12 protein-coding genes, 9 tRNA genes and 6 rRNA genes are annotated in these 22,881 nt (G+C 48.7%); all 27 read right to left on the bottom strand.

Features of this window, described 5'->3' with window-relative positions:
- Window positions 1-55 precede the first annotated feature (55 nt).
- Window positions 56-1,132, bottom strand: coding sequence for a DNA integrity scanning diadenylate cyclase DisA (gene disA / locus CP943_RS00760; protein ID WP_020449840.1), 1,077 nt, complete (start codon window positions 1,130-1,132; stop codon window positions 56-58).
- A 3-nt stretch (window positions 1,133-1,135) separates the two neighbouring features.
- Entirely contained in the window at window positions 1,136-2,515 is a 1,380-nt protein-coding gene (gene radA, locus CP943_RS00755) for a DNA repair protein RadA (RefSeq protein WP_105980626.1), read from the bottom strand.
- Window positions 2,516-2,594: 79 nt separating this feature from the next.
- Window positions 2,595-5,027, bottom strand: a complete 2,433-nt coding sequence (clpC, locus tag CP943_RS00750) for an ATP-dependent protease ATP-binding subunit ClpC (protein ID WP_020449838.1) — start codon at window positions 5,025-5,027, stop codon at window positions 2,595-2,597.
- Complete coding sequence (locus CP943_RS00745; protein WP_023855926.1) at window positions 5,024-6,115, bottom strand: protein-arginine kinase McsB; 1,092 nt, start codon at window positions 6,113-6,115, stop codon at window positions 5,024-5,026. The genes clpC and CP943_RS00745 overlap by 4 nt, the downstream gene beginning before the upstream one ends.
- Window positions 6,115-6,669 (bottom strand): protein-arginine kinase activator protein McsA, encoded by a 555-nt coding sequence (locus tag CP943_RS00740; RefSeq protein WP_003178271.1) that lies wholly within the window; start codon window positions 6,667-6,669, stop codon window positions 6,115-6,117. Before CP943_RS00740 ends, CP943_RS00745 begins: the two co-directional genes overlap by 1 nt.
- Before the next feature lie 14 nt (window positions 6,670-6,683).
- Window positions 6,684-7,148: a CtsR family transcriptional regulator gene (locus CP943_RS00735; RefSeq protein WP_020449835.1), complete on the bottom strand. Its 465-nt coding sequence runs from the start codon at window positions 7,146-7,148 to the stop codon at window positions 6,684-6,686.
- A gap of 175 nt (window positions 7,149-7,323) precedes the next feature.
- A 5S ribosomal RNA gene (gene rrf / locus CP943_RS00730) occupies window positions 7,324-7,439 on the bottom strand.
- A 132-nt stretch (window positions 7,440-7,571) separates the two neighbouring features.
- Window positions 7,572-10,501: ribosomal RNA gene (locus tag CP943_RS00725) — 23S ribosomal RNA — on the bottom strand.
- 171 nt (window positions 10,502-10,672) lie between these two features.
- Window positions 10,673-12,222, bottom strand: a 16S ribosomal RNA gene (locus tag CP943_RS00720).
- Between the two features lie 154 nt (window positions 12,223-12,376).
- Window positions 12,377-12,452: transfer RNA gene (locus CP943_RS00715), tRNA-Ala, on the bottom strand.
- A 6-nt stretch (window positions 12,453-12,458) separates the two neighbouring features.
- Window positions 12,459-12,535: transfer RNA gene (locus CP943_RS00710), tRNA-Pro, on the bottom strand.
- A gap of 10 nt (window positions 12,536-12,545) precedes the next feature.
- Window positions 12,546-12,622: transfer RNA gene (locus CP943_RS00705), tRNA-Arg, on the bottom strand.
- A 9-nt stretch (window positions 12,623-12,631) separates the two neighbouring features.
- Window positions 12,632-12,717 (bottom strand) — tRNA-Leu (locus tag CP943_RS00700).
- A gap of 9 nt (window positions 12,718-12,726) precedes the next feature.
- A tRNA-Gly gene (locus CP943_RS00695) sits at window positions 12,727-12,801 on the bottom strand.
- 15 nt (window positions 12,802-12,816) lie between these two features.
- Window positions 12,817-12,899, bottom strand: a tRNA-Leu gene (locus CP943_RS00690).
- A gap of 6 nt (window positions 12,900-12,905) precedes the next feature.
- Window positions 12,906-12,981: transfer RNA gene (locus CP943_RS00685), tRNA-Lys, on the bottom strand.
- 35 nt (window positions 12,982-13,016) lie between these two features.
- Window positions 13,017-13,092 (bottom strand) — tRNA-Thr (locus CP943_RS00680).
- Between the two features lie 21 nt (window positions 13,093-13,113).
- Window positions 13,114-13,189 (bottom strand) — tRNA-Val (locus tag CP943_RS00675).
- 20 nt (window positions 13,190-13,209) lie between these two features.
- Window positions 13,210-13,325: ribosomal RNA gene (rrf, locus tag CP943_RS00670) — 5S ribosomal RNA — on the bottom strand.
- 133 nt (window positions 13,326-13,458) lie between these two features.
- Window positions 13,459-16,388: ribosomal RNA gene (locus CP943_RS00665) — 23S ribosomal RNA — on the bottom strand.
- Window positions 16,389-16,559: 171 nt separating this feature from the next.
- Window positions 16,560-18,109, bottom strand: a 16S ribosomal RNA gene (locus CP943_RS00660).
- Together the 16S, 23S and 5S rRNA genes with 9 tRNA genes alongside form the textbook arrangement of a ribosomal RNA operon.
- A 295-nt stretch (window positions 18,110-18,404) precedes the next feature.
- Window positions 18,405-19,904 carry a lysine--tRNA ligase gene (lysS, locus tag CP943_RS00655; RefSeq protein WP_023855967.1) on the bottom strand — a complete coding sequence of 500 codons (1,500 nt, stop codon included), beginning with the start codon at window positions 19,902-19,904 and terminating at the stop codon, window positions 18,405-18,407.
- A gap of 84 nt (window positions 19,905-19,988) precedes the next feature.
- The gene (gene dusB, locus CP943_RS00650; protein ID WP_020449833.1) at window positions 19,989-20,990 is read right to left on the bottom strand and encodes a tRNA dihydrouridine synthase DusB; all 1,002 of its coding nucleotides are present in this window, start codon (window positions 20,988-20,990) and stop codon (window positions 19,989-19,991) included.
- Between the two features lie 16 nt (window positions 20,991-21,006).
- Complete coding sequence (locus tag CP943_RS00645) at window positions 21,007-21,216, bottom strand: helix-turn-helix domain-containing protein (protein ID WP_031304995.1); 210 nt, start codon at window positions 21,214-21,216, stop codon at window positions 21,007-21,009.
- Window positions 21,168-21,668 carry a 2-amino-4-hydroxy-6-hydroxymethyldihydropteridine diphosphokinase gene (folK, locus tag CP943_RS00640; protein WP_020449832.1) on the bottom strand — a complete coding sequence of 167 codons (501 nt, stop codon included), beginning with the start codon at window positions 21,666-21,668 and terminating at the stop codon, window positions 21,168-21,170. The genes CP943_RS00645 and folK overlap by 49 nt, the downstream gene beginning before the upstream one ends.
- Window positions 21,665-22,027 carry a dihydroneopterin aldolase gene (gene folB / locus CP943_RS00635; protein ID WP_023855968.1) on the bottom strand — a complete coding sequence of 121 codons (363 nt, stop codon included), beginning with the start codon at window positions 22,025-22,027 and terminating at the stop codon, window positions 21,665-21,667. The genes folK and folB overlap by 4 nt, the downstream gene beginning before the upstream one ends.
- A complete protein-coding gene (folP, locus tag CP943_RS00630; RefSeq protein ID WP_020449830.1) occupies window positions 22,020-22,877 on the bottom strand; it encodes a dihydropteroate synthase in 858 nt (285 codons plus the stop codon). Before folP ends, folB begins: the two co-directional genes overlap by 8 nt.
- Between the last annotated feature and the right edge of the window lie 4 nt (window positions 22,878-22,881).

Raw genomic sequence — 22,881 nt, 5'->3', positions numbered from 1 at the left:
AGTAAGAATAATATACCCATAAATTGCAAATTTTAATCACTTTTAGAAATTTTTCTCACAGCTGCCTGTCAGTATAATGTTTCTCCTGAAGTCTCTTTAACCCTTTCTTTATCTTTTGGGCACGGACCGCCCCAATTCCTTCCACTTCATCCAATTCTTTTACATCCGCTTCGATAATAAGCTTTAAATGGCCGAATGCTTCGACAACATTTTCTACGATCGGCATCGGGAGACGGGGGATTTTGTGAAGGAGCCTGTAGCCTCTCGGGAAAACGTATTCCTCCATATTCGTAGTTGCAGAATAGCCTAAAAGCTTAAGGAGAATCGAGTCATCCAGCAATTCGAAACTCGACATATCCTGTAGCTGCTTCAGCAGGACAAACGGGTCTTTGATTTTTTCTTTCACATAATCTTTAACGAACAGCGCCGCTTCCTGCTCCATATCAGTGATCAGTTCACTAACCTGGAGCCTGATGAGATGGCCTTCTGTTCCAAGCTCTTTAATATACATATTAATTTCATTTTTGATTCTGAGCACCATTTCATATCGATGCAGAACAGAGATGACATCCCCAAATGTCACAAGCTCTTCAAACTCCAGCGCATTCAAATTGGAAATCGCATGGTCCAAAATGAGTTTGTATTTTTCGAGTGTCTGAATCGCCTGATTGGCTTTTGTTAAGATAAAGCCGATATCTTTGAGTATATATTTCATATTTTCCTGATAGAGCGTAATCACATTCCGCCTTTCAGAAATCGCAATGATCAGACAGCCGGTCTGCTTGGCCACACGCTCGGCCGTTCTGTGCCTCATGCCCGTCTCAGAGGATGGTATCGTCGCCTCAGGCATAAGCTGCGTATTGGCATATAAAATTTTCTGCCCTGAATCGCTGAGAATAATCGCCCCGTCCATTTTAGCCAGCTCGTACAGATGAGCCGGAGAGAAAGAAGAATTAATGTGGAACCCTCCATCAACCACTTCTTTCACTTTATCATTGAAGCCGACCACGATTAATCCGCCTGTTTTGGCCCGAAGGACGTTTTCGATTCCCTCGCGAAGAGGTGTGCCGGGGGCGACAAACTGCAATATTTCTGAAAGATCCTGTTTCGCTCCTTTTTTGTCTTTTTCCATATATTATGATCCTCCTAATGAAGCTCGAAGGGCCTCAGCTACATTTTCAACGCCGACGACTTCAATTCCTTTCGGCTTTGTCCATCCTTCCACATTTGCAGAAGGAATAATCATTCTTTTAAAACCAAGCTTCGCCGCTTCCTGCACCCTCTGTTCTATCCTTGATACTCTGCGGACTTCCCCTGTCAAGCCGACTTCGCCGATAAAACAATCCGTCGGATGAGGCGGGGTGTCTCTGAAGCTTGAGGCGATGCTCACAGCAACGGCGAGGTCGATCGCCGGCTCGTCCAGCTTGACGCCGCCGGCGACTTTTAAATAGGCGTCTTGATTTTGCAGCAGCAGCCCAACCCTTTTCTCTAAAACCGCTATCAGCAATGAGACGCGGTTATGATCAATTCCGGTTGCCATCCTGCGCGGATTTCCAAAACTCGTCGGGGAAATCAGCGCCTGAATCTCTACTAAGACCGGCCTCGTGCCTTCCATTGAAGCCACGACACTCGAGCCGGCTGCTCCAGCCGAGCGCTCTTCGAGAAAGATCTCCGACGGATTCAGCACTTCTGTAAGGCCCTCTTCCCTCATTTCAAAGATTCCCATTTCATTCGTTGATCCAAACCGGTTTTTGACGGCTCTTAAAATCCGAAATGTATGATGCCGCTCACCTTCAAAATAAAGGACGGTGTCGACCATATGTTCCAGAAGTCTCGGTCCGGCAATCGAACCTTCTTTTGTGACATGCCCGACGATAAATATCGGAATCCCTTTTGTTTTTGCAATTCTCATCAGCTCAGCGGTGCATTCCCTGACCTGGGACACGCTGCCTGGAGCAGATGTAATATCACTTTGGTAAACGGTTTGAATCGAATCAACCACCACGAATGATGGATTCATCTCTTCTATAGAAGACGTAATATACTCCATATCGGTTTCAGATAAAACGTGAAGAGTGGGACTGTTGATGCCTAGACGGTCTGCTCTCAGCTTTGTCTGCTTGACCGATTCTTCACCTGAGATGTACAGGACATTTTCTTTTGAATCAGCGAGCTGGGCAGATACTTGAAGCAGCAAGGTTGATTTCCCGATGCCGGGATCGCCTCCGATTAAAACGAGTGAACCTTTGACAATACCGTTTCCCAAGACGCGGTTGAATTCGCCCAGTTTCGTTTTAATTCGCGGCTCTTCTGTTGTTTCGATTGAAGTGAGAGGTGAAGGCTTTTGCACCGTTTGAACGGAATGTGAAAAAGCGGTTCTTCTGTTGGCGGCGGGTTTTTTTATCGTTTCTTCCACCATGGTATTCCATGTGCCGCATCCGGGGCACTTCCCCATCCACTTGGCGGATTCGTAACCGCATGAGTGACAAATGAATTTAGTCTTTGTTTTAGCCATTGATTTTTCAAAACGCTCCCTTTATAAGAAAGTGAGGCATACTGATGAACATCGTATGCCTCTTTCTTTTGTCTCTATATTAGTTCGTTTTAGCTTCGGTTTTTACGACAAATTCTCCGCCTTCTACATCCAAAACAATATGCTGGCCTTTTTCAATATGGCCTTTCAGGAGCTCTTCAGACAGCCGGTCCTCCACGTGTTTTTGGATTGCTCTTCTGAGAGGGCGCGCCCCGTATTCGAGATCCACGCCTTCATCGGCAATTTTTTCTTTAGCTGCTTCAGTCAGCTCAATTGACAGATCCTGTTCTTTCAGACGCTTAGTTAATTGTTCTGACATGAGGGATACAATATCTTTCAAATGTTTTTTCTCCAAAGAGTGGAAGACGATAATCTCATCAATCCGGTTGATAAATTCAGGTCTGAAGGCGCGTTTTAATTCGCCCATGACTTTGTCTTTCATATCTTTATAATTCTGGGTTTCATCCTGCACATTAAACCCGACGTATTTATTTCTTCTCAGTTCGCTCGCACCGACGTTTGATGTCATGATCAAAATCGTATTTCTAAAGTCGACCGTGCGCCCTTTTGAATCAGTCAGGCGACCGTCTTCAAGCACTTGCAGCAAAATATTGAAGACATCAGGGTGCGCTTTTTCGATTTCGTCAAGCAAGACGACGGAATACGGTTTTCTTCTCACTTTTTCAGTGAGCTGTCCGCCTTCATCATAGCCGACATATCCCGGAGGGGAACCGACGAGTCTTGATGTTGAATGTTTTTCCATATACTCGGACATATCGATGCGAATCATGGCTTCTTCATCGCCGAAAATGGACTCGGCAAGTGCACGGGCAAGCTCCGTTTTTCCTACGCCTGTAGGGCCGAGGAAAATAAAAGAACCGATAGGACGTTTTGGATCTTTTAAGCCGGCACGCGCGCGTCTGACTGCTTTGGCAACCGCAACGACAGCCTCATCTTGGCCGATAACGCGGGAATGAAGAATGCTCTCCATGTTCAGTAATTTGTCTGTTTCAGTCTGCGCAATTTTCGAAACCGGCACTCCGGTCCAGCTTGAAACAACCATTGCAATATCGTCGACGGTCACTTCGGAATTTTCCTGTCCCTGCTTTTCTTTCCAGGTTTTCTTGGTTTCTTCGACCTGTTCGCGCAGGCGCTGCTCCGTATCCCGTAATGACGCTGCTTTTTCGAATTCCTGGCTTTGGACAGCGGCATCTTTTTCTTTCCTTACTTCATCAAGCTTTTGTTCAAGCTCTTTTAAGTTCGGAGGCGTTGTAAATGAACGCAGGCGAACCTTTGAACCGGCTTCATCGATTAAGTCGATCGCCTTGTCAGGCAGAAAACGGTCCGAAATATACCGGTCTGACAGCTTCACAGCCGCTTCAATCGCTTCATCCGTAATCGATACGCGGTGGTGGGCTTCATAGCGGTCTCTGAGACCTCTCAATATTTGAATGCTCTCTTCAGGAGACGGCTGGTCAACCTGAATCGGCTGAAAACGCCGTTCGAGTGCAGCATCTTTTTCAATGTATTTGCGGTATTCATCAAGGGTTGTCGCTCCGATACATTGCAGCTCTCCGCGCGCCAAAGACGGTTTAAGGATATTGGAGGCATCGATGGCCCCTTCCGCTCCCCCGGCTCCGATGAGAGTATGCAGCTCATCGATAAAGAGGATGATATTTCCCGCTTGACGAATTTCGTCCATCACTTTTTTCAGGCGGTCTTCAAATTCACCGCGGTATTTCGTACCGGCGACAACCGTTCCCATATCAAGCGTCATAACTCGCTTATCGCGGAGAATCTCCGGTACTTCGTTATTGATGATCTGCTGGGCGAGGCCTTCGGCAATCGCTGTCTTACCGACACCGGGCTCCCCAATTAACACAGGGTTGTTTTTCGTTCTGCGGCTCAGCACTTCAATTACGCGCTGAATTTCTTTGCTTCTGCCGATTACGGGGTCAAGGCTGTCTTCTTTTGCAATCGCCGTGAGATCCCTGGCAAGACTGTCTAAGGTTGGTGTGTTGGCATTGCTGTTGGCGCCTGAAGCAGCGCCACCGCTCTCATTGCTGCCCAACAGCTGCAATACTTGCTGTCTCGCTTTGTTTAAGCTGACGCCTAAATTATTCAGCACCCTTGCTGCAACACCTTCCCCTTCTCGGATTAAGCCGAGGAGGATGTGTTCAGTTCCAACGTAGGAGTGACCAAGCTTTCTTGCTTCATCCATCGCCAGTTCAGTCACTTTTTTGGCTCTCGGTGTGTAATGGATCGATTGTGACATCTCTTGCCCTCGGCCAATGAGGCTTTCAACTTCTTTTTGAATCTTGTCAGGGCTGAGTCCTAATGCCTGCAGCGCCTTTGCAGCAATCCCTTCTCCCTCGCGGACAAGGCCGAGGAGAATATGTTCTGTTCCAATGTTATTATGGCCCAGACGCAGAGCTTCTTCTTGAGCAAGCGCCAATACTTTTTGTGCTCTTTCTGTGAATCTTCCAAACATCATATCGTTTCATCCTCCTGTCTATTGCCGTTGTTTTCTAATTTCAGACGCTCCCTAATAAGAGCAGCCCGCCTGATGTCCCTCTCGTTTGGCCTTAAGACTCCTCCTGAATATTGCTGGAGAAATCCAGGCTGCGTGAGGATCATCAGCTCATTAAGTATATTGCTGGAAAGACCTTTTATTATCCCCAGGTCAATTCCAAGACGAACGTCTGAAAGACATCTTGCTGTTTCTTTCGATTCGATCATCCGGCAATTGGACAGTACGCCGTAAGATCTGTAGACGCGGTCTTCAAGCTCGATTTGCGAAGTCTGATAAAGCGCCTTTCTTGCTGAACGCTCTTGTTCGATCAACTGAGCAACGACGCTGTTCAGATCTTCGACAATGTCGTGTTCCGATTTACCGAGGGTAATTTGGTTGGAAATTTGAAAGATATTCCCTAATGCTTCGCTGCCTTCACCGTAAATTCCTCTAACAACAAGCCCCAATTGATTAATTGCCGGAATAATTCTGTTTATTTGTCTAGTTAACACTAAAGCAGGAAGGTGCATCATGACAGAAGCTCTAAGCCCGGTTCCGACATTTGTAGGACAGCTGGTCAAGTAGCCTCTTTGTTCTGAAAAAGCATAGTCAATCCGTTCTTCAATCCAATCGTCCACCTGATTTGCTGCTTTTAATGCTTCTGAAAGCTGAAATCCCGGGAACAGACATTGAATGCGAATATGATCTTCCTCATTCAGCATAATACTCACTTCTTCATTTTCAGAAAGAAGGCATGCGCCAAAGGAAGCTTCCGTCAAATGCGGACTGATCAGATGTTTTTCTACAAGAACCCTTTTTTCCAAAGGCTGCACCTGATCCATTTTCACAAGCTCAAATTTCCCGATACCTGGCACTTCATAGCCTGTGAATTGTTCTTCAAACAATGTAATAATCGCTGAAGCCTCTTCGTTTGAAAAAAGCGTTGGAAAACGAACTTTATCCAAGTTGCGAGCAAGACGGATCCGGCTGCTAAGCACGATGTCACTTTCAGGGCCTTCCTGCCGCATCCAATTGCTTAAAGCATTCTGAATAAAATGCTGCAGTGACATCAGTCCTCCTCCTCCTTGTTTGCATTCAGGTTTTGTTCAAGCGACCTGATCTGGTCTCTAATGTTGGCTGCTTTTTCAAATTCCTCCTGCTGAATTAATTCTTTCAGCTCTTTTTTCAATGCTTCAATTTGTCTTCTTACATGCAGGTTACCGCCGATCCGCTTTGGTATTTTACCGGCATGGACCGTGTTCCCGCTGTGAACTTTCCTTAAAACCGGAGTGATATAGGAATGGAAGGTTTTATAACATTCCGAACATCCAAATCGGCCTGTTTTTCGAAATTCCGGGAATGTCATATTGCATTTTTTGCATCTCAGAACCTGGTCCGGCTGTTGAAAAAGCTGAGCCTCGCTGCTGTTAGTAAAAGACGAGTCAAAATTCAGCAGTCCGGATAATAAATTATGGATGGAAAATCCGCCACTTTCATTCATAGAATATGACTCACTGTTTTCTTTCGCACATTGTTCACAGATATGCATTTCTTTTTTTTCGCCATTAATGACTTTCGTAAAGTGAAAAGTTGCTGGTCTTTCTTTACACTCTTGACATATCACGCTTCTCACCCGCTTTACTTAAATTTAAGTGACGTAAGCATGGCTTTCATCATTCTTGCTCTTAATTCGTCTCGTTCAGGCAAATCAATATATAATACAGAACGATCCATGACACTCACCATCAATTTTGCTTCACTTTTTGTAATGACACCATTTTCTAAAAGCCTTAAAATGATATCGTCTGAAGCAGCCTGGGAGAGCCTTGTATAGATATGATTCATAATGTTGTCAATCAAATCAATTTTATCGTTCATTTTAATTTTAATAATTCGGATATAACCGCCGCCGCCTCTTTTGCTTTCGACGATGTATCCGCGCTCACTCGTAAAACGCGTATTGATCACGTAATTGATCTGAGAAGGAACACACTGAAATTTATCGGCTATTTCGCTCCGTTTAATCTCTAATATTTCTTTCCCGTTCTGTTCTAATATTTGTTTCAAATACTGTTCGATTATGTCAGAAATATTTTTCCCCACTCAGCCCCCTCCTTCACTTGACTTTGACTATATTTGACTTTAACTTTACTATAAGTGGTTTTCGCTTTTTTTTCAACTAATTGCTCTTCGTCCTTTATTATTTCCACTTTTGGCTATCGTAAAACCTTAGGGAACAAGAAAAAAGACCAGCTTATATAAGCTGGTCTTTTTCATCGCTTGGCGGCGTCCTACTCTCACAGGGGGAATCCCCCAACTACCATCGGCGCTGAAGAGCTTAACTTCCGTGTTCGGCATGGGAACGGGTGTGACCTCTTCGCTATCGCCACCAAACTATTGCCTTCAGGATGAAGGTACTGGGCGTTCCTCACAGGATGTGAGGGCCTTTAGCCGAGTTTCCTTGCCTTTGGCTTTCTGAGAGCATTCTCTCAAAACTAGATAACGGTCAGACAATTCACAAACATTTAGGTTAAGTCCTCGATCGATTAGTATCTGTCAGCTCCATGTGTCGCCACACTTCCACCTCAGACCTATCAACCTGATCATCTTTCAGGGATCTTACTTCCTTGCGGAATGGGAAATCTCATCTTGAGGGGGGCTTCATGCTTAGATGCTTTCAGCACTTATCCCGTCCGCACATAGCTACCCAGCGATGCCCTTGGCAGAACAACTGGTACACCAGCGGTGCGTCCATCCCGGTCCTCTCGTACTAAGGACAGCTCCTCTCAAATTTCCTGCGCCCGCGACGGATAGGGACCGAACTGTCTCACGACGTTCTGAACCCAGCTCGCGTACCGCTTTAATGGGCGAACAGCCCAACCCTTGGGACCGACTACAGCCCCAGGATGCGATGAGCCGACATCGAGGTGCCAAACCTCCCCGTCGATGTGGACTCTTGGGGGAGATAAGCCTGTTATCCCCGGGGTAGCTTTTATCCGTTGAGCGATGGCCCTTCCATGCGGAACCACCGGATCACTAAGCCCGACTTTCGTCCCTGCTCGACTTGTAGGTCTCGCAGTCAAGCTCCCTTGTGCCTTTACACTCTGCGAATGATTTCCAACCATTCTGAGGGAACCTTTGGGCGCCTCCGTTACCTTTTAGGAGGCGACCGCCCCAGTCAAACTGCCCACCTGACACTGTCTCCCCGCCCGATAAGGGCGGCGGGTTAGAAGGTCAATACAGCCAGGGTAGTATCCCACCGATGCCTCCACCGAAGCTGGCGCTCCGGTTTCCAAGGCTCCTACCTATCCTGTACAAGCTGTACCAACATTCAATATCAGGCTGCAGTAAAGCTCCACGGGGTCTTTCCGTCCTGTCGCGGGTAACCTGCATCTTCACAGGTACTATAATTTCACCGAGTCTCTCGTTGAGACAGTGCCCAGATCGTTGCGCCTTTCGTGCGGGTCGGAACTTACCCGACAAGGAATTTCGCTACCTTAGGACCGTTATAGTTACGGCCGCCGTTTACTGGGGCTTCAATTCGCACCTTCGCTTACGCTAAGCGCTCCTCTTAACCTTCCAGCACCGGGCAGGCGTCAGCCCCTATACTTCGCCTTACGGCTTCGCAGAGACCTGTGTTTTTGCTAAACAGTCGCCTGGGCCTATTCACTGCGGCTCTCTCGGGCTTGCACCCTAACAGAGCACCCCTTCTCCCGAAGTTACGGGGTCATTTTGCCGAGTTCCTTAACGAGAGTTCTCTCGATCACCTTAGGATTCTCTCCTCGCCTACCTGTGTCGGTTTGCGGTACGGGCACCTCTCACCTCGCTAGAGGCTTTTCTTGGCAGTGTGGAATCAGGAACTTCGCTACTATATTTCGCTCGCCATCACAGCTCAGCCTTACGGGAAACGGATTTGCCTATTTCCCAGCCTAACTGCTTGGACGCGGATATCCAATACCGCGCTTACCCTATCCTCCTGCGTCCCCCCATTGCTCAAATGGTGAGGAGGTGGTACAGGAATATCAACCTGTTGTCCATCGCCTACGCCTTTCGGCCTCGGCTTAGGTCCCGACTAACCCTGAGCGGACGAGCCTTCCTCAGGAAACCTTAGGCATTCGGTGGAGGGGATTCTCACCCCTCTTTCGCTACTCATACCGGCATTCTCACTTCTAAGCGCTCCACGAGTCCTTCCGGTCTCGCTTCACAGCCCTTAGAACGCTCTCCTACCACTGTTCGTAAGAACAGTCCGCAGCTTCGGTGATACGTTTAGCCCCGGTACATTTTCGGCGCAGAGTCACTCGACCAGTGAGCTATTACGCACTCTTTAAATGATGGCTGCTTCTAAGCCAACATCCTGGTTGTCTAAGCAACTCCACATCCTTTTCCACTTAACGTATACTTTGGGACCTTAGCTGGCGGTCTGGGCTGTTTCCCTTTCGACTACGGATCTTATCACTCGCAGTCTGACTCCCAAGGATAAGTCTTTGGCATTCGGAGTTTGACTGAATTCGGTAACCCGGTAGGGGCCCCTAGTCCAATCAGTGCTCTACCTCCAAGACTCTTACCTTGAGGCTAGCCCTAAAGCTATTTCGGAGAGAACCAGCTATCTCCAGGTTCGATTGGCATTTCACCCCTACCCACACCTCATCCCCGCACTTTTCAACGTGCGTGGGTTCGGGCCTCCATTCAGTGTTACCTGAACTTCACCCTGGACATGGGTAGATCACCTGGTTTCGGGTCTACGACCACGTACTCATGCGCCCTATTCAGACTCGCTTTCGCTGCGGCTCCGTCTTTTCAAACTTAACCTTGCACGGGATCGTAACTCGCCGGTTCATTCTACAAAAGGCACGCCATCACCCGTTAACGGGCTCTGACTACTTGTAGGCACACGGTTTCAGGATCTCTTTCACTCCCCTTCCGGGGTGCTTTTCACCTTTCCCTCACGGTACTGGTTCACTATCGGTCACTAGGGAGTATTTAGCCTTGGGAGATGGTCCTCCCGGATTCCGACGGAATTTCACGTGTTCCGCCGTACTCAGGATCCACTCAGGAGAGAACGAAGTTTTGACTACAGGGCTGTTACCTCCTATGGCGGGCCTTTCCAGGCCTCTTCATCTACCTCGTTCCTTTGTAACTCCGTACAGAGTGTCCTACAACCCCAAGAGGCAAGCCTCTTGGTTTGGGCTGTTCCCGTTTCGCTCGCCGCTACTCAGGGAATCGCATTTGCTTTCTCTTCCTCCGGGTACTTAGATGTTTCAGTTCCCCGGGTCTGCCTTCTCATATCCTATGAATTCAGATATGGATACTGCTCCATTACGAGCAGTGGGTTTCCCCATTCGGAAATCTCCGGATCAAAGCTTGCTTACAGCTCCCCGAAGCATATCGGTGTTCGTCCCGTCCTTCATCGGCTCCTAGTGCCAAGGCATCCACCGTGCGCCCTTTCTAACTTAACCGTTAAAAAGAATCACTACGTGATATCTTGCATTACTAATTGAATGTGATGTCTACTGTTATCTAGTTTTCAAAGAACACGCTTTGAAGGAATGATCCTTCAAAACTAAACAAGATCTAAACGCACCTGTCTATAAGACCGCAAGGTCTTATATTCCGTATAATATCCTTAGAAAGGAGGTGATCCAGCCGCACCTTCCGATACGGCTACCTTGTTACGACTTCACCCCAATCATCTGTCCCACCTTCGGCGGCTGGCTCCAAAAGGTTACCTCACCGACTTCGGGTGTTACAAACTCTCGTGGTGTGACGGGCGGTGTGTACAAGGCCCGGGAACGTATTCACCGCGGCATGCTGATCCGCGATTACTAGCGATTCCAGCTTCACGCAGTCGAGTTGCAGACTGCGATCCGAACTGAGAACAGATTTGTGGGATTGGCTTAGCCTCGCGGCTTCGCTGCCCTTTGTTCTGCCCATTGTAGCACGTGTGTAGCCCAGGTCATAAGGGGCATGATGATTTGACGTCATCCCCACCTTCCTCCGGTTTGTCACCGGCAGTCACCTTAGAGTGCCCAACTGAATGCTGGCAACTAAGATCAAGGGTTGCGCTCGTTGCGGGACTTAACCCAACATCTCACGACACGAGCTGACGACAACCATGCACCACCTGTCACTCTGCCCCCGAAGGGGAAGCCCTATCTCTAGGGTTGTCAGAGGATGTCAAGACCTGGTAAGGTTCTTCGCGTTGCTTCGAATTAAACCACATGCTCCACCGCTTGTGCGGGCCCCCGTCAATTCCTTTGAGTTTCAGTCTTGCGACCGTACTCCCCAGGCGGAGTGCTTAATGCGTTTGCTGCAGCACTAAAGGGCGGAAACCCTCTAACACTTAGCACTCATCGTTTACGGCGTGGACTACCAGGGTATCTAATCCTGTTCGCTCCCCACGCTTTCGCGCCTCAGCGTCAGTTACAGACCAGAGAGTCGCCTTCGCCACTGGTGTTCCTCCACATCTCTACGCATTTCACCGCTACACGTGGAATTCCACTCTCCTCTTCTGCACTCAAGTTCCCCAGTTTCCAATGACCCTCCCCGGTTGAGCCGGGGGCTTTCACATCAGACTTAAGAAACCGCCTGCGCGCGCTTTACGCCCAATAATTCCGGACAACGCTTGCCACCTACGTATTACCGCGGCTGCTGGCACGTAGTTAGCCGTGGCTTTCTGGTTAGGTACCGTCAAGGTACCGCCCTATTCGAACGGTACTTGTTCTTCCCTAACAACAGAGTTTTACGATCCGAAAACCTTCATCACTCACGCGGCGTTGCTCCGTCAGACTTTCGTCCATTGCGGAAGATTCCCTACTGCTGCCTCCCGTAGGAGTCTGGGCCGTGTCTCAGTCCCAGTGTGGCCGATCACCCTCTCAGGTCGGCTACGCATCGTTGCCTTGGTGAGCCGTTACCTCACCAACTAGCTAATGCGCCGCGGGTCCATCTGTAAGTGGTAGCTAAAAGCCACCTTTTATAATTGAACCATGCGGTTCAATCAAGCATCCGGTATTAGCCCCGGTTTCCCGGAGTTATCCCAGTCTTACAGGCAGGTTACCCACGTGTTACTCACCCGTCCGCCGCTGACATCAGGGAGCAAGCTCCCATCTGTCCGCTCGACTTGCATGTATTAGGCACGCCGCCAGCGTTCGTCCTGAGCCAGGATCAAACTCTCCATGAAGTTTGATAATGACTACGCACATTCGCATGTGCGATTTATTTAATGAATTAACAGGTACGTTTTGTCTTGTTTAGTTTTCAAAGATCATTATTAAAGCAACTCTATTATTATATCTCTTTTAAGATAAATAGTCAAGTGCTTTTTTGAAAATAAATGGTGGAGCCTAGCGGGATCGAACCGCTGACCTCCTGCGTGCAAAGCAGGCGCTCTCCCAGCTGAGCTAAGGCCCCAAAGAATGGTCGGGAAGACAGGATTCGAACCTGCGACCCCATGGTCCCAAACCATGTGCTCTACCAAGCTGAGCTACTTCCCGTTACACATAATGGCGCGCCCGAGAGGAGTCGAACCCCTAACCTTTTGATCCGTAGTCAAACGCTCTATCCAATTGAGCTACGGGCGCATATGTCAATGCCGAGGGCCGGACTTGAACCGGCACGGTAGTCACCTACCGCAGGATTTTAAGTCCTGTGTGTCTGCCAATTCCACCACCCCGGCGTGGATGGTTGGAGCGGAAGACGGGATTCGAACCCGCGACCCCCACCTTGGCAAGGTGGTGTTCTACCACTGAACTACTTCCGCAAATCTTTTTTATAATGCGGGTGAAGGGACTCGAACCCCCACGCCGTAAAGACACTAGATCCTAAGTCTAGCGCGTCTGCCAATTCCGCCACACCCGCATAAAATGGTGAGCCATGAAGGACTCGAACCTTCGACCCTCTGATTAAAAGTCAGATGCTCTACCAACTGAGCTAATGGCTCTTTAAAAGAGACTTAAATATTATATCATAAAAAAGTGGTGCCGGCAAGAGGACTTGAACCCCCAACCTACTGATTACAAGTCAGTTGCTCTACCAATTGAGCTACACCGGCTTAATCAACAAAATATTATAATGGTGGAGGATGACGGGATCGAACCGCCGACCCTCTGCTTGTAAGGCAGATGCTCTCCCAGCTGAGCTAATCCTCCGTTTGCACTTGCGTGCAACAGCTTGGCGGCGTCCTACTCTCACAGGGGGAAGCCCCCAACTACCATCGGCGCTGAAGAGCTTAACTTCCGTGTTCGGCATGGGAACGGGTGTGACCTCTTCGCTATCGCCACCAAACTATTTGCCTTCAGGACGAAGGTACTGGGCGTTCCTCACAGGATGTGAGGGCCTTTAGCCGAGTTTCCTTGCCTTTGGCTTTCTGAGAGCATTCTCTCAAAACTAGATAACGGTCAGACGATTCACAAACATTTAGGTTAAGTCCTCGATCGATTAGTATCTGTCAGCTCCATGTGTCGCCACACTTCCACCTCAGACCTATCAACCTGATCATCTTTCAGGGATCTTACTTCCTTGCGGAATGGGAAATCTCATCTTGAGGGGGGCTTCATGCTTAGATGCTTTCAGCACTTATCCCGTCCGCACATAGCTACCCAGCGATGCCCTTGGCAGAACAACTGGTACACCAGCGGTGCGTCCATCCCGGTCCTCTCGTACTAAGGACAGCTCCTCTCAAATTTCCTGCGCCCGCGACGGATAGGGACCGAACTGTCTCACGACGTTCTGAACCCAGCTCGCGTACCGCTTTAATGGGCGAACAGCCCAACCCTTGGGACCGACTACAGCCCCAGGATGCGATGAGCCGACATCGAGGTGCCAAACCTCCCCGTCGATGTGGACTCTTGGGGGAGATAAGCCTGTTATCCCCGGGGTAGCTTTTATCCGTTGAGCGATGGCCCTTCCATGCGGAACCACCGGATCACTAAGCCCGACTTTCGTCCCTGCTCGACTTGTAGGTCTCGCAGTCAAGCTCCCTTGTGCCTTTACACTCTGCGAATGATTTCCAACCATTCTGAGGGAACCTTTGGGCGCCTCCGTTACCTTTTAGGAGGCGACCGCCCCAGTCAAACTGCCCACCTGACACTGTCTCCCCGCCCGATAAGGGCGGCGGGTTAGAAGGTCAATACAGCCAGGGTAGTATCCCACCGATGCCTCCACCGAAGCTGGCGCTCCGGTTTCCAAGGCTCCTACCTATCCTGTACAAGCTGTACCAACATTCAATATCAGGCTGCAGTAAAGCTCCACGGGGTCTTTCCGTCCTGTCGCGGGTAACCTGCATCTTCACAGGTACTATAATTTCACCGAGTCTCTCGTTGAGACAGTGCCCAGATCGTTGCGCCTTTCGTGCGGGTCGGAACTTACCCGACAAGGAATTTCGCTACCTTAGGACCGTTATAGTTACGGCCGCCGTTTACTGGGGCTTCAATTCGCACCTTCGCTTACGCTAAGCGCTCCTCTTAACCTTCCAGCACCGGGCAGGCGTCAGCCCCTATACTTCGCCTTACGGCTTCGCAGAGACCTGTGTTTTTGCTAAACAGTCGCCTGGGCCTATTCACTGCGGCTCTCTCGGGCTTGCACCCTAACAGAGCACCCCTTCTCCCGAAGTTACGGGGTCATTTTGCCGAGTTCCTTAACGAGAGTTCTCTCGATCACCTTAGGATTCTCTCCTCGCCTACCTGTGTCGGTTTGCGGTACGGGCACCTCTCACCTCGCTAGAGGCTTTTCTTGGCAGTGTGGAATCAGGAACTTCGCTACTATATTTCGCTCGCCATCACAGCTCAGCCTTACGGGAAACGGATTTGCCTATTTCCCAGCCTAACTGCTTGGACGCGGATATCCAATACCGCGCTTACCCTATCCTCCTGCGTCCCCCCATTGCTCAAATGGTGAGGAGGTGGTACAGGAATATCAACCTGTTGTCCATCGCCTACGCCTTTCGGCCTCGGCTTAGGTCCCGACTAACCCTGAGCGGACGAGCCTTCCTCAGGAAACCTTAGGCATTCGGTGGAGGGGATTCTCACCCCTCTTTCGCTACTCATACCGGCATTCTCACTTCTAAGCGCTCCACGAGTCCTTCCGGTCTCGCTTCACAGCCCTTAGAACGCTCTCCTACCACTGTTCGTAAGAACAGTCCGCAGCTTCGGTGATACGTTTAGCCCCGGTACATTTTCGGCGCAGAGTCACTCGACCAGTGAGCTATTACGCACTCTTTAAATGATGGCTGCTTCTAAGCCAACATCCTGGTTGTCTAAGCAACTCCACATCCTTTTCCACTTAACGTATACTTTGGGACCTTAGCTGGCGGTCTGGGCTGTTTCCCTTTCGACTACGGATCTTATCACTCGCAGTCTGACTCCCAAGGATAAGTCTTTGGCATTCGGAGTTTGACTGAATTCGGTAACCCGGTAGGGGCCCCTAGTCCAATCAGTGCTCTACCTCCAAGACTCTTACCTTGAGGCTAGCCCTAAAGCTATTTCGGAGAGAACCAGCTATCTCCAGGTTCGATTGGCATTTCACCCCTACCCACACCTCATCCCCGCACTTTTCAACGTGCGTGGGTTCGGGCCTCCATTCAGTGTTACCTGAACTTCACCCTGGACATGGGTAGATCACCTGGTTTCGGGTCTACGACCACGTACTCATGCGCCCTATTCAGACTCGCTTTCGCTGCGGCTCCGTCTTTTCAAACTTAACCTTGCACGGGATCGTAACTCGCCGGTTCATTCTACAAAAGGCACGCCATCACCCGTTAACGGGCTCTGACTACTTGTAGGCACACGGTTTCAGGATCTCTTTCACTCCCCTTCCGGGGTGCTTTTCACCTTTCCCTCACGGTACTGGTTCACTATCGGTCACTAGGGAGTATTTAGCCTTGGGAGATGGTCCTCCCGGATTCCGACGGAATTTCACGTGTTCCGCCGTACTCAGGATCCACTCAGGAGAGAACGAAGTTTTGACTACAGGGCTGTTACCTCCTATGGCGGGCCTTTCCAGGCCTCTTCATCTACCTCGTTCCTTTGTAACTCCGTACAGAGTGTCCTACAACCCCAAGAGGCAAGCCTCTTGGTTTGGGCTGTTCCCGTTTCGCTCGCCGCTACTCAGGGAATCGCATTTGCTTTCTCTTCCTCCGGGTACTTAGATGTTTCAGTTCCCCGGGTCTGCCTTCTCATATCCTATGAATTCAGATATGGATACTGCTCCATTACGAGCAGTGGGTTTCCCCATTCGGAAATCTCCGGATCAAAGCTTGCTTACAGCTCCCCGAAGCATATCGGTGTTCGTCCCGTCCTTCATCGGCTCCTAGTGCCAAGGCATCCACCGTGCGCCCTTTCTAACTTAACCGTTAAAAAGAATCACTACGTGATATCTTGCATTACTAATTGAATGTGATGTCTACTGTTATCTAGTTTTCAAAGAACACGCTTTGAAGGAATGATCCTTCAAAACTAAACAAGATCTAAACGCACCTGTCTATAAGACCGCAAGGTCTTATATTCCGTATAATATCCTTAGAAAGGAGGTGATCCAGCCGCACCTTCCGATACGGCTACCTTGTTACGACTTCACCCCAATCATCTGTCCCACCTTCGGCGGCTGGCTCCAAAAGGTTACCTCACCGACTTCGGGTGTTACAAACTCTCGTGGTGTGACGGGCGGTGTGTACAAGGCCCGGGAACGTATTCACCGCGGCATGCTGATCCGCGATTACTAGCGATTCCAGCTTCACGCAGTCGAGTTGCAGACTGCGATCCGAACTGAGAACAGATTTGTGGGATTGGCTTAGCCTCGCGGCTTCGCTGCCCTTTGTTCTGTCCATTGTAGCACGTGTGTAGCCCAGGTCATAAGGGGCATGATGATTTGACGTCATCCCCACCTTCCTCCGGTTTGTCACCGGCAGTCACCTTAGAGTGCCCAACTGAATGCTGGCAACTAAGATCAAGGGTTGCGCTCGTTGCGGGACTTAACCCAACATCTCACGACACGAGCTGACGACAACCATGCACCACCTGTCACTCTGCCCCCGAAGGGGAAGCCCTATCTCTAGGGTTGTCAGAGGATGTCAAGACCTGGTAAGGTTCTTCGCGTTGCTTCGAATTAAACCACATGCTCCACCGCTTGTGCGGGCCCCCGTCAATTCCTTTGAGTTTCAGTCTTGCGACCGTACTCCCCAGGCGGAGTGCTTAATGCGTTTGCTGCAGCACTAAAGGGCGGAAACCCTCTAACACTTAGCACTCATCGTTTACGGCGTGGACTACCAGGGTATCTAATCCTGTTCGCTCCCCACGCTTTCGCGCCTCAGCGTCAGTTACAGACCAGAGAGTCGCCTTCGCCACTGGTGTTCCTCCACATCTCTACGCATTTCACCGCTACACGTGGAATTCCACTCTCCTCTTCTGCACTCAAGTTCCCCAGTTTCCAATGACCCTCCCCGGTTGAGCCGGGGGCTTTCACATCAGACTTAAGAAACCGCCTGCGCGCGCTTTACGCCCAATAATTCCGGACAACGCTTGCCACCTACGTATTACCGCGGCTGCTGGCACGTAGTTAGCCGTGGCTTTCTGGTTAGGTACCGTCAAGGTACCGCCCTATTCGAACGGTACTTGTTCTTCCCTAACAACAGAGTTTTACGATCCGAAAACCTTCATCACTCACGCGGCGTTGCTCCGTCAGACTTTCGTCCATTGCGGAAGATTCCCTACTGCTGCCTCCCGTAGGAGTCTGGGCCGTGTCTCAGTCCCAGTGTGGCCGATCACCCTCTCAGGTCGGCTACGCATCGTTGCCTTGGTGAGCCGTTACCTCACCAACTAGCTAATGCGCCGCGGGTCCATCTGTAAGTGGTAGCTAAAAGCCACCTTTTATAATTGAACCATGCGGTTCAATCAAGCATCCGGTATTAGCCCCGGTTTCCCGGAGTTATCCCAGTCTTACAGGCAGGTTACCCACGTGTTACTCACCCGTCCGCCGCTAACATCAGGGAGCAAGCTCCCATCTGTCCGCTCGACTTGCATGTATTAGGCACGCCGCCAGCGTTCGTCCTGAGCCAGGATCAAACTCTCCATGAAGTTTGATAATGACTACGCACATTCGCATGTACGATTTATTTAATGAATTAACAGGTACGTTTGTCTTGTTTAGTTTTCAAAGATCATTATTAAAGCGACTTTTATATTATATCCAATCTCGGATATTAAGTCAAGAACTTTTTTTAAGTTCTTTTTTTCTTTCGCCGCCGTTTTGCGGCAACGAATAATAATATACCACCGTATTTATGATTGTGCAATACTTTTTTGAGAAAAAATTTAATTTGTTTTAAATGCGCAGCAGCCGCTTGTTACACGGCTGCTGCCCAAACGTCATTTAACGATGTCTCATTTGCGGGAATAGTAAAACGTCCCTGATTGAAGGAGAATTCGTCAAAAGCATAATCAGTCTGTCAATGCCGATTCCAAGACCGCCGGTAGGAGGCATTCCGTACTCCAGTGCTTCGACAAAGTCTTCATCCATCATATGCGCTTCATCGTTTCCTTCTTCACGTTCTTTTAATTGAGCTTCAAAGCGTTCTTTTTGGTCGATAGGATCATTTAATTCAGTAAATGCATTCGCGTGTTCACGGCCGACGATAAACAGCTCAAAACGGTCTGTAAATCGAGGGTCTTCAGGGTTTTTCTTAGCAAGCGGAGAAATCTCCACAGGGTGTCCGTATATAAAAGTAGGCTGAATCAACGTTTCTTCAACTTTTTGCTCGAAGAACTCATTAATGATATGTCCTACTGACATGCTTTCAGAAATTTCAATTCCGTGTTCTTTCGCGAATGTTCTTGCTTCTTCTACCGATACTTCTTTCCAGAAGTCTACACCGGTGGCTTCTTTAACAGCATCGACCATATGAAGTCTCTTCCATTCAGGCTTGAGGTCAACTTCATAATCTCCGTATTGAACGGTTGTAGTGCCAAGCACTTCTTGTGCAATATGAGCGATAAGGTTTTCCGTCAAGCTCATAATATCTTTATAGTCAGCATAAGCTTCGTAAAGTTCGATCATTGTAAATTCAGGATTGTGCCGTGTGGAAACTCCTTCATTTCTGAATACACGTCCGATTTCATAGACTTTTTCCAATCCGCCGACAATCAGCCTTTTCAAATGGAGCTCGATAGCGATCCTCATGTAAAGCGGCATATCAAGCGCATTATGATGCGTAATGAACGGACGGGCAGACGCTCCGCCCGGAATCGCGTGCATCGTAGGCGTCTCAACTTCTAAGTATCCGTGGTCATCTAAGTATCTTCTCATCGATTGAATGATTTTGCTGCGCGTAATAAACGTATTTTTGCTTTCCGGGTTTACGATCAAGTCCAAATAACGCTGACGGTAGCGCTGTTCGATGTCTTTTAATCCGTGATATTTGTCCGGAAGCGGACGAAGTGCTTTTGTTAATAAATCAAAGGATGTAGCTTTGACAGACAATTCGCCAACATTCGTTTTAAACATGACGCCTGTAACGCCGACAATGTCCCCGAGGTCAGAGCTTTTAAACCATTCGTACTGCTCTTCACCGACACTGTCTTTCCTGACATAGATCTGAATCTGGCCCTTTAAATCCTGAATGTGCGCGAATCCCGCTTTTCCTTTTCCACGCTTTGTCATCATCCGGCCGGCAATCGTCACTTCAATTGCTTTTTCCTCTAATTCTTCTTTTGAGAATTCATTATATGATTCAATGAGATCAGTTGATTGATGGGTGCGGTCAAAACGCTGCCCGAAAGGATCTTTCCCGTTTTCTCTCAATTGATTCATTTTATCGCGTCTGACTTGCAGCTGGTCGTTTAATTCTTCATGGTTATGCTCTTCATGACTCATCATATATCACTCCGTTACTTTTAGTCTTTCAGGAAAAAAGCAGAAAAACTGCCAGTGAAAACTGACAGTGAGCAGAGGTCGGATTTATCCTACTTTTGCATCCTGAAGCTCTTTTGCCTCGGCTTCAATCGTAAACGCGTCTAAAAGCTGAACGAGCTCATCCCTCGTTTCGCAATGATTAATTTCATTCCGGACCTTTGCGTTTCCTCTTATGCCTTTTAAATACCAGGCTGCGTGCTTTCTCATTTCGCGAACCGCAACATTTTCGCCTTTCAGTCCGATTAATCGGTCAAGGTGAAGTTTGCAGACAGACATTTTCTCACGCACTTTCGGCTCATCTTTCAATTCGCCTGTTTCTAAATAGTGAACCGTACGGTAAATCATCCACGGGTTACCCAGCGCTGCACGGCCGATCATGACACCGTCAACCCCTGTTTCATCAAGCATGCGTTTTGCATCTTGCGGAGTTTTGACATCACCGTTTCCGATTACCGGTATTGAAACGGACTGCTTCACTTCTTTGATAATATCCCAATTTGCCGTTCCTTCGTACATTTGCACGCGGGTCCGCCCGTGAAGAGCGACCGCTTTTCCGCCTGCGCGCTCTACAGCTTTCGCATTCTCAACGGCAAAGATATGGTCTTCATCCCAGCCCATTCTCATTTTTACGGTCACCGGCTTGTCAACAGCCTCCACTACTGCAGAAACCATTTCATAAATTTTATTCGGATCAAGCAGCCATTTGGCTCCTGCATCACATTTTGTAATCTTTGGCACCGGACATCCCATGTTTATATCAATAATATCCGCAGTTGTGTTTTGGTCAACAAACCTCGCCGCTTCGACAAGCGTTTCTTTTTCGCCGCCGAAGATCTGCAGGCTGAGCGGTTTTTCACGTTCATCGATATAAAGCATTCCCATCGTTTTTGCATTATTGTAAAGGATCGCTTTATCGCTGACCATTTCGGCGCAGACCAAACCCGCTCCGAATTCCTTAACCGTCAAGCGGAAGGCGGAGTTGCAGACACCGGCCATCGGCGCAAGCACAACCCTGTTTTTTAATTCTATATCACCGATTTTAAACATTTTTAGTCCTCCTTTCTTATTCTTCTGATGGAGATAATTCCTCCACTGTTATATTTAAAGTATTGGCTACATCCCTGAGCATGCTCTCCGACGGCATACGATTCCCGCGTTCTACTTCACCAAGCACAGAAACGGATATACCCAATGCTTTTGCAAACCCTTCTTGAGTATAACCCTTCAGCTTTCGATATGCACGAATTCGTCTACCCCAGATTTCTGCTTCCATACTCTTACACCTTCTTGATTTTTCGCATGATTGACAGCTCCCTCAAGCTCGGGATAAATCTCCAGCAGCGGGATGAGCACAAACAAACGTTCGTGCATTCTAGGATGAGGAACGATAAGTTGCTCTGTCTCAATATTTTCACGATTATACAACAAAATGTCAAGGTCTGCAGTTCTCGGCCCCCATCTGATGTCGCGTTTGCGGCCGAGTTCTTTTTCAATACGCTGAGTCAAATCAAGCAATTCAAACGGTGAAAGAGATGTTTTAACAGCTGCAGCCATGTTTAAAAATAGATCTTGGTCTGTATACCCGACAGGATCTGTTTCATAAATCGACGAGATGTCTGTCACCTGTACAGACGGATGTTGATGGAGGAGAGAGACAGCTTTTTTTAAATATTCTTCCCGCTGGCCGATATTCGAGCCGAGCGCTATATATGCCGAATTGTTCATTGTCGTTTCCTCGTCATCTCGATGGCCACCGATTTATAGTGTCCCGGTATAGGCGGGTCAGGCTTGACGACTTTGACCGTGCATTCCTGAACCGCTTCAAAATGCTTCAGCACTTTTGCGGCAATCGTTTCTGCGAGGGTCTCCACAAGGTTGACCGGCTCTCCCTCCACAACCTCTTTGCACAGCTTATACAAATCAGCATAATTAATGGTGGCATCAATACGATCCGTTTTTCCGGCTTCGCTTAAGTCTAGAAATGCTGTCAGATCAACGCGGAATCTTTGGCCAAGTTTGTTTTCTTCTTTGAAAACACCGTGATATCCGTAAAACTCCATGCCCTCTACATACACTTTATCGATGATAAACGCCTCCTTTATCAATCATGGCATCCATCATTTTTGCCATCCTGGAAATTTGCTTGACGTCATGCACCCTGACGATATCGCACCCTTTTTGAATACCGAGGCATACCGTCGCGCCCGTGCCTTCCGCCCTCTCCTCAGGCGGCAGATCCAGAACACGGCCGATAAATTTTTTGCGTGACGTCCCCAATAAAACCGGGTATCCGAGTTCGCTGAATTTCTCAAGCTGGTTCATGACCGCCAGATTGTCATGATACGTTTTGGCAAAGCCGATACCCGGATCAAGTACGATGTGATGATCTTGAACGCCTGCTGATTTTGCAATGCTCACACATTCCATCAAATCAGACAGCATGTCCGGGATCAAGTCCTTATAATTCCGTTCCTCGCGGTTATGCATCAAGATAATCGGCACATTATGAGCGGCCGCAACCCGGGCCATGTCATGGTCTGCTTTTGCTCCCCAGACATCATTGATAATCGCTGCACCGGCCTTAAGGGCTTCATCCGCCACTTTTGCTTTATAAGTGTCAACAGAAATCGGCACGTCGATTTCCTGAACAAGTTTTTCAATTACAGGTATGACCCTTGACAGCTCCTCATCAAGAGAAACCTTTTCCGCCCCCGGCCTCGTTGATTCTCCTCCGATATCAAGGATATGGGCGCCGTCTTCGATCATTTGCTTTGCATGAATAACGGCGCGGTCGATGCTGTTATATTTTCCGCCGTCTGAAAAAGAATCGGGCGTCACATTTAAAATCCCCATGATCAATGTTTTATCTTCATAAGACAATGTGTATTGCTTTGCGGTCAACTTCTTTGAACGCACCGCTGTTTGAAGCGCCATATCC

This window comes from Bacillus paralicheniformis, assembly GCF_002993925.1.
GTDB lineage: Bacteria > Bacillota > Bacilli > Bacillales > Bacillaceae > Bacillus > Bacillus paralicheniformis.
Note: the sequence above shows the minus strand (reverse complement) of the source record. Positions and strands in the feature narration are given on the sequence as shown.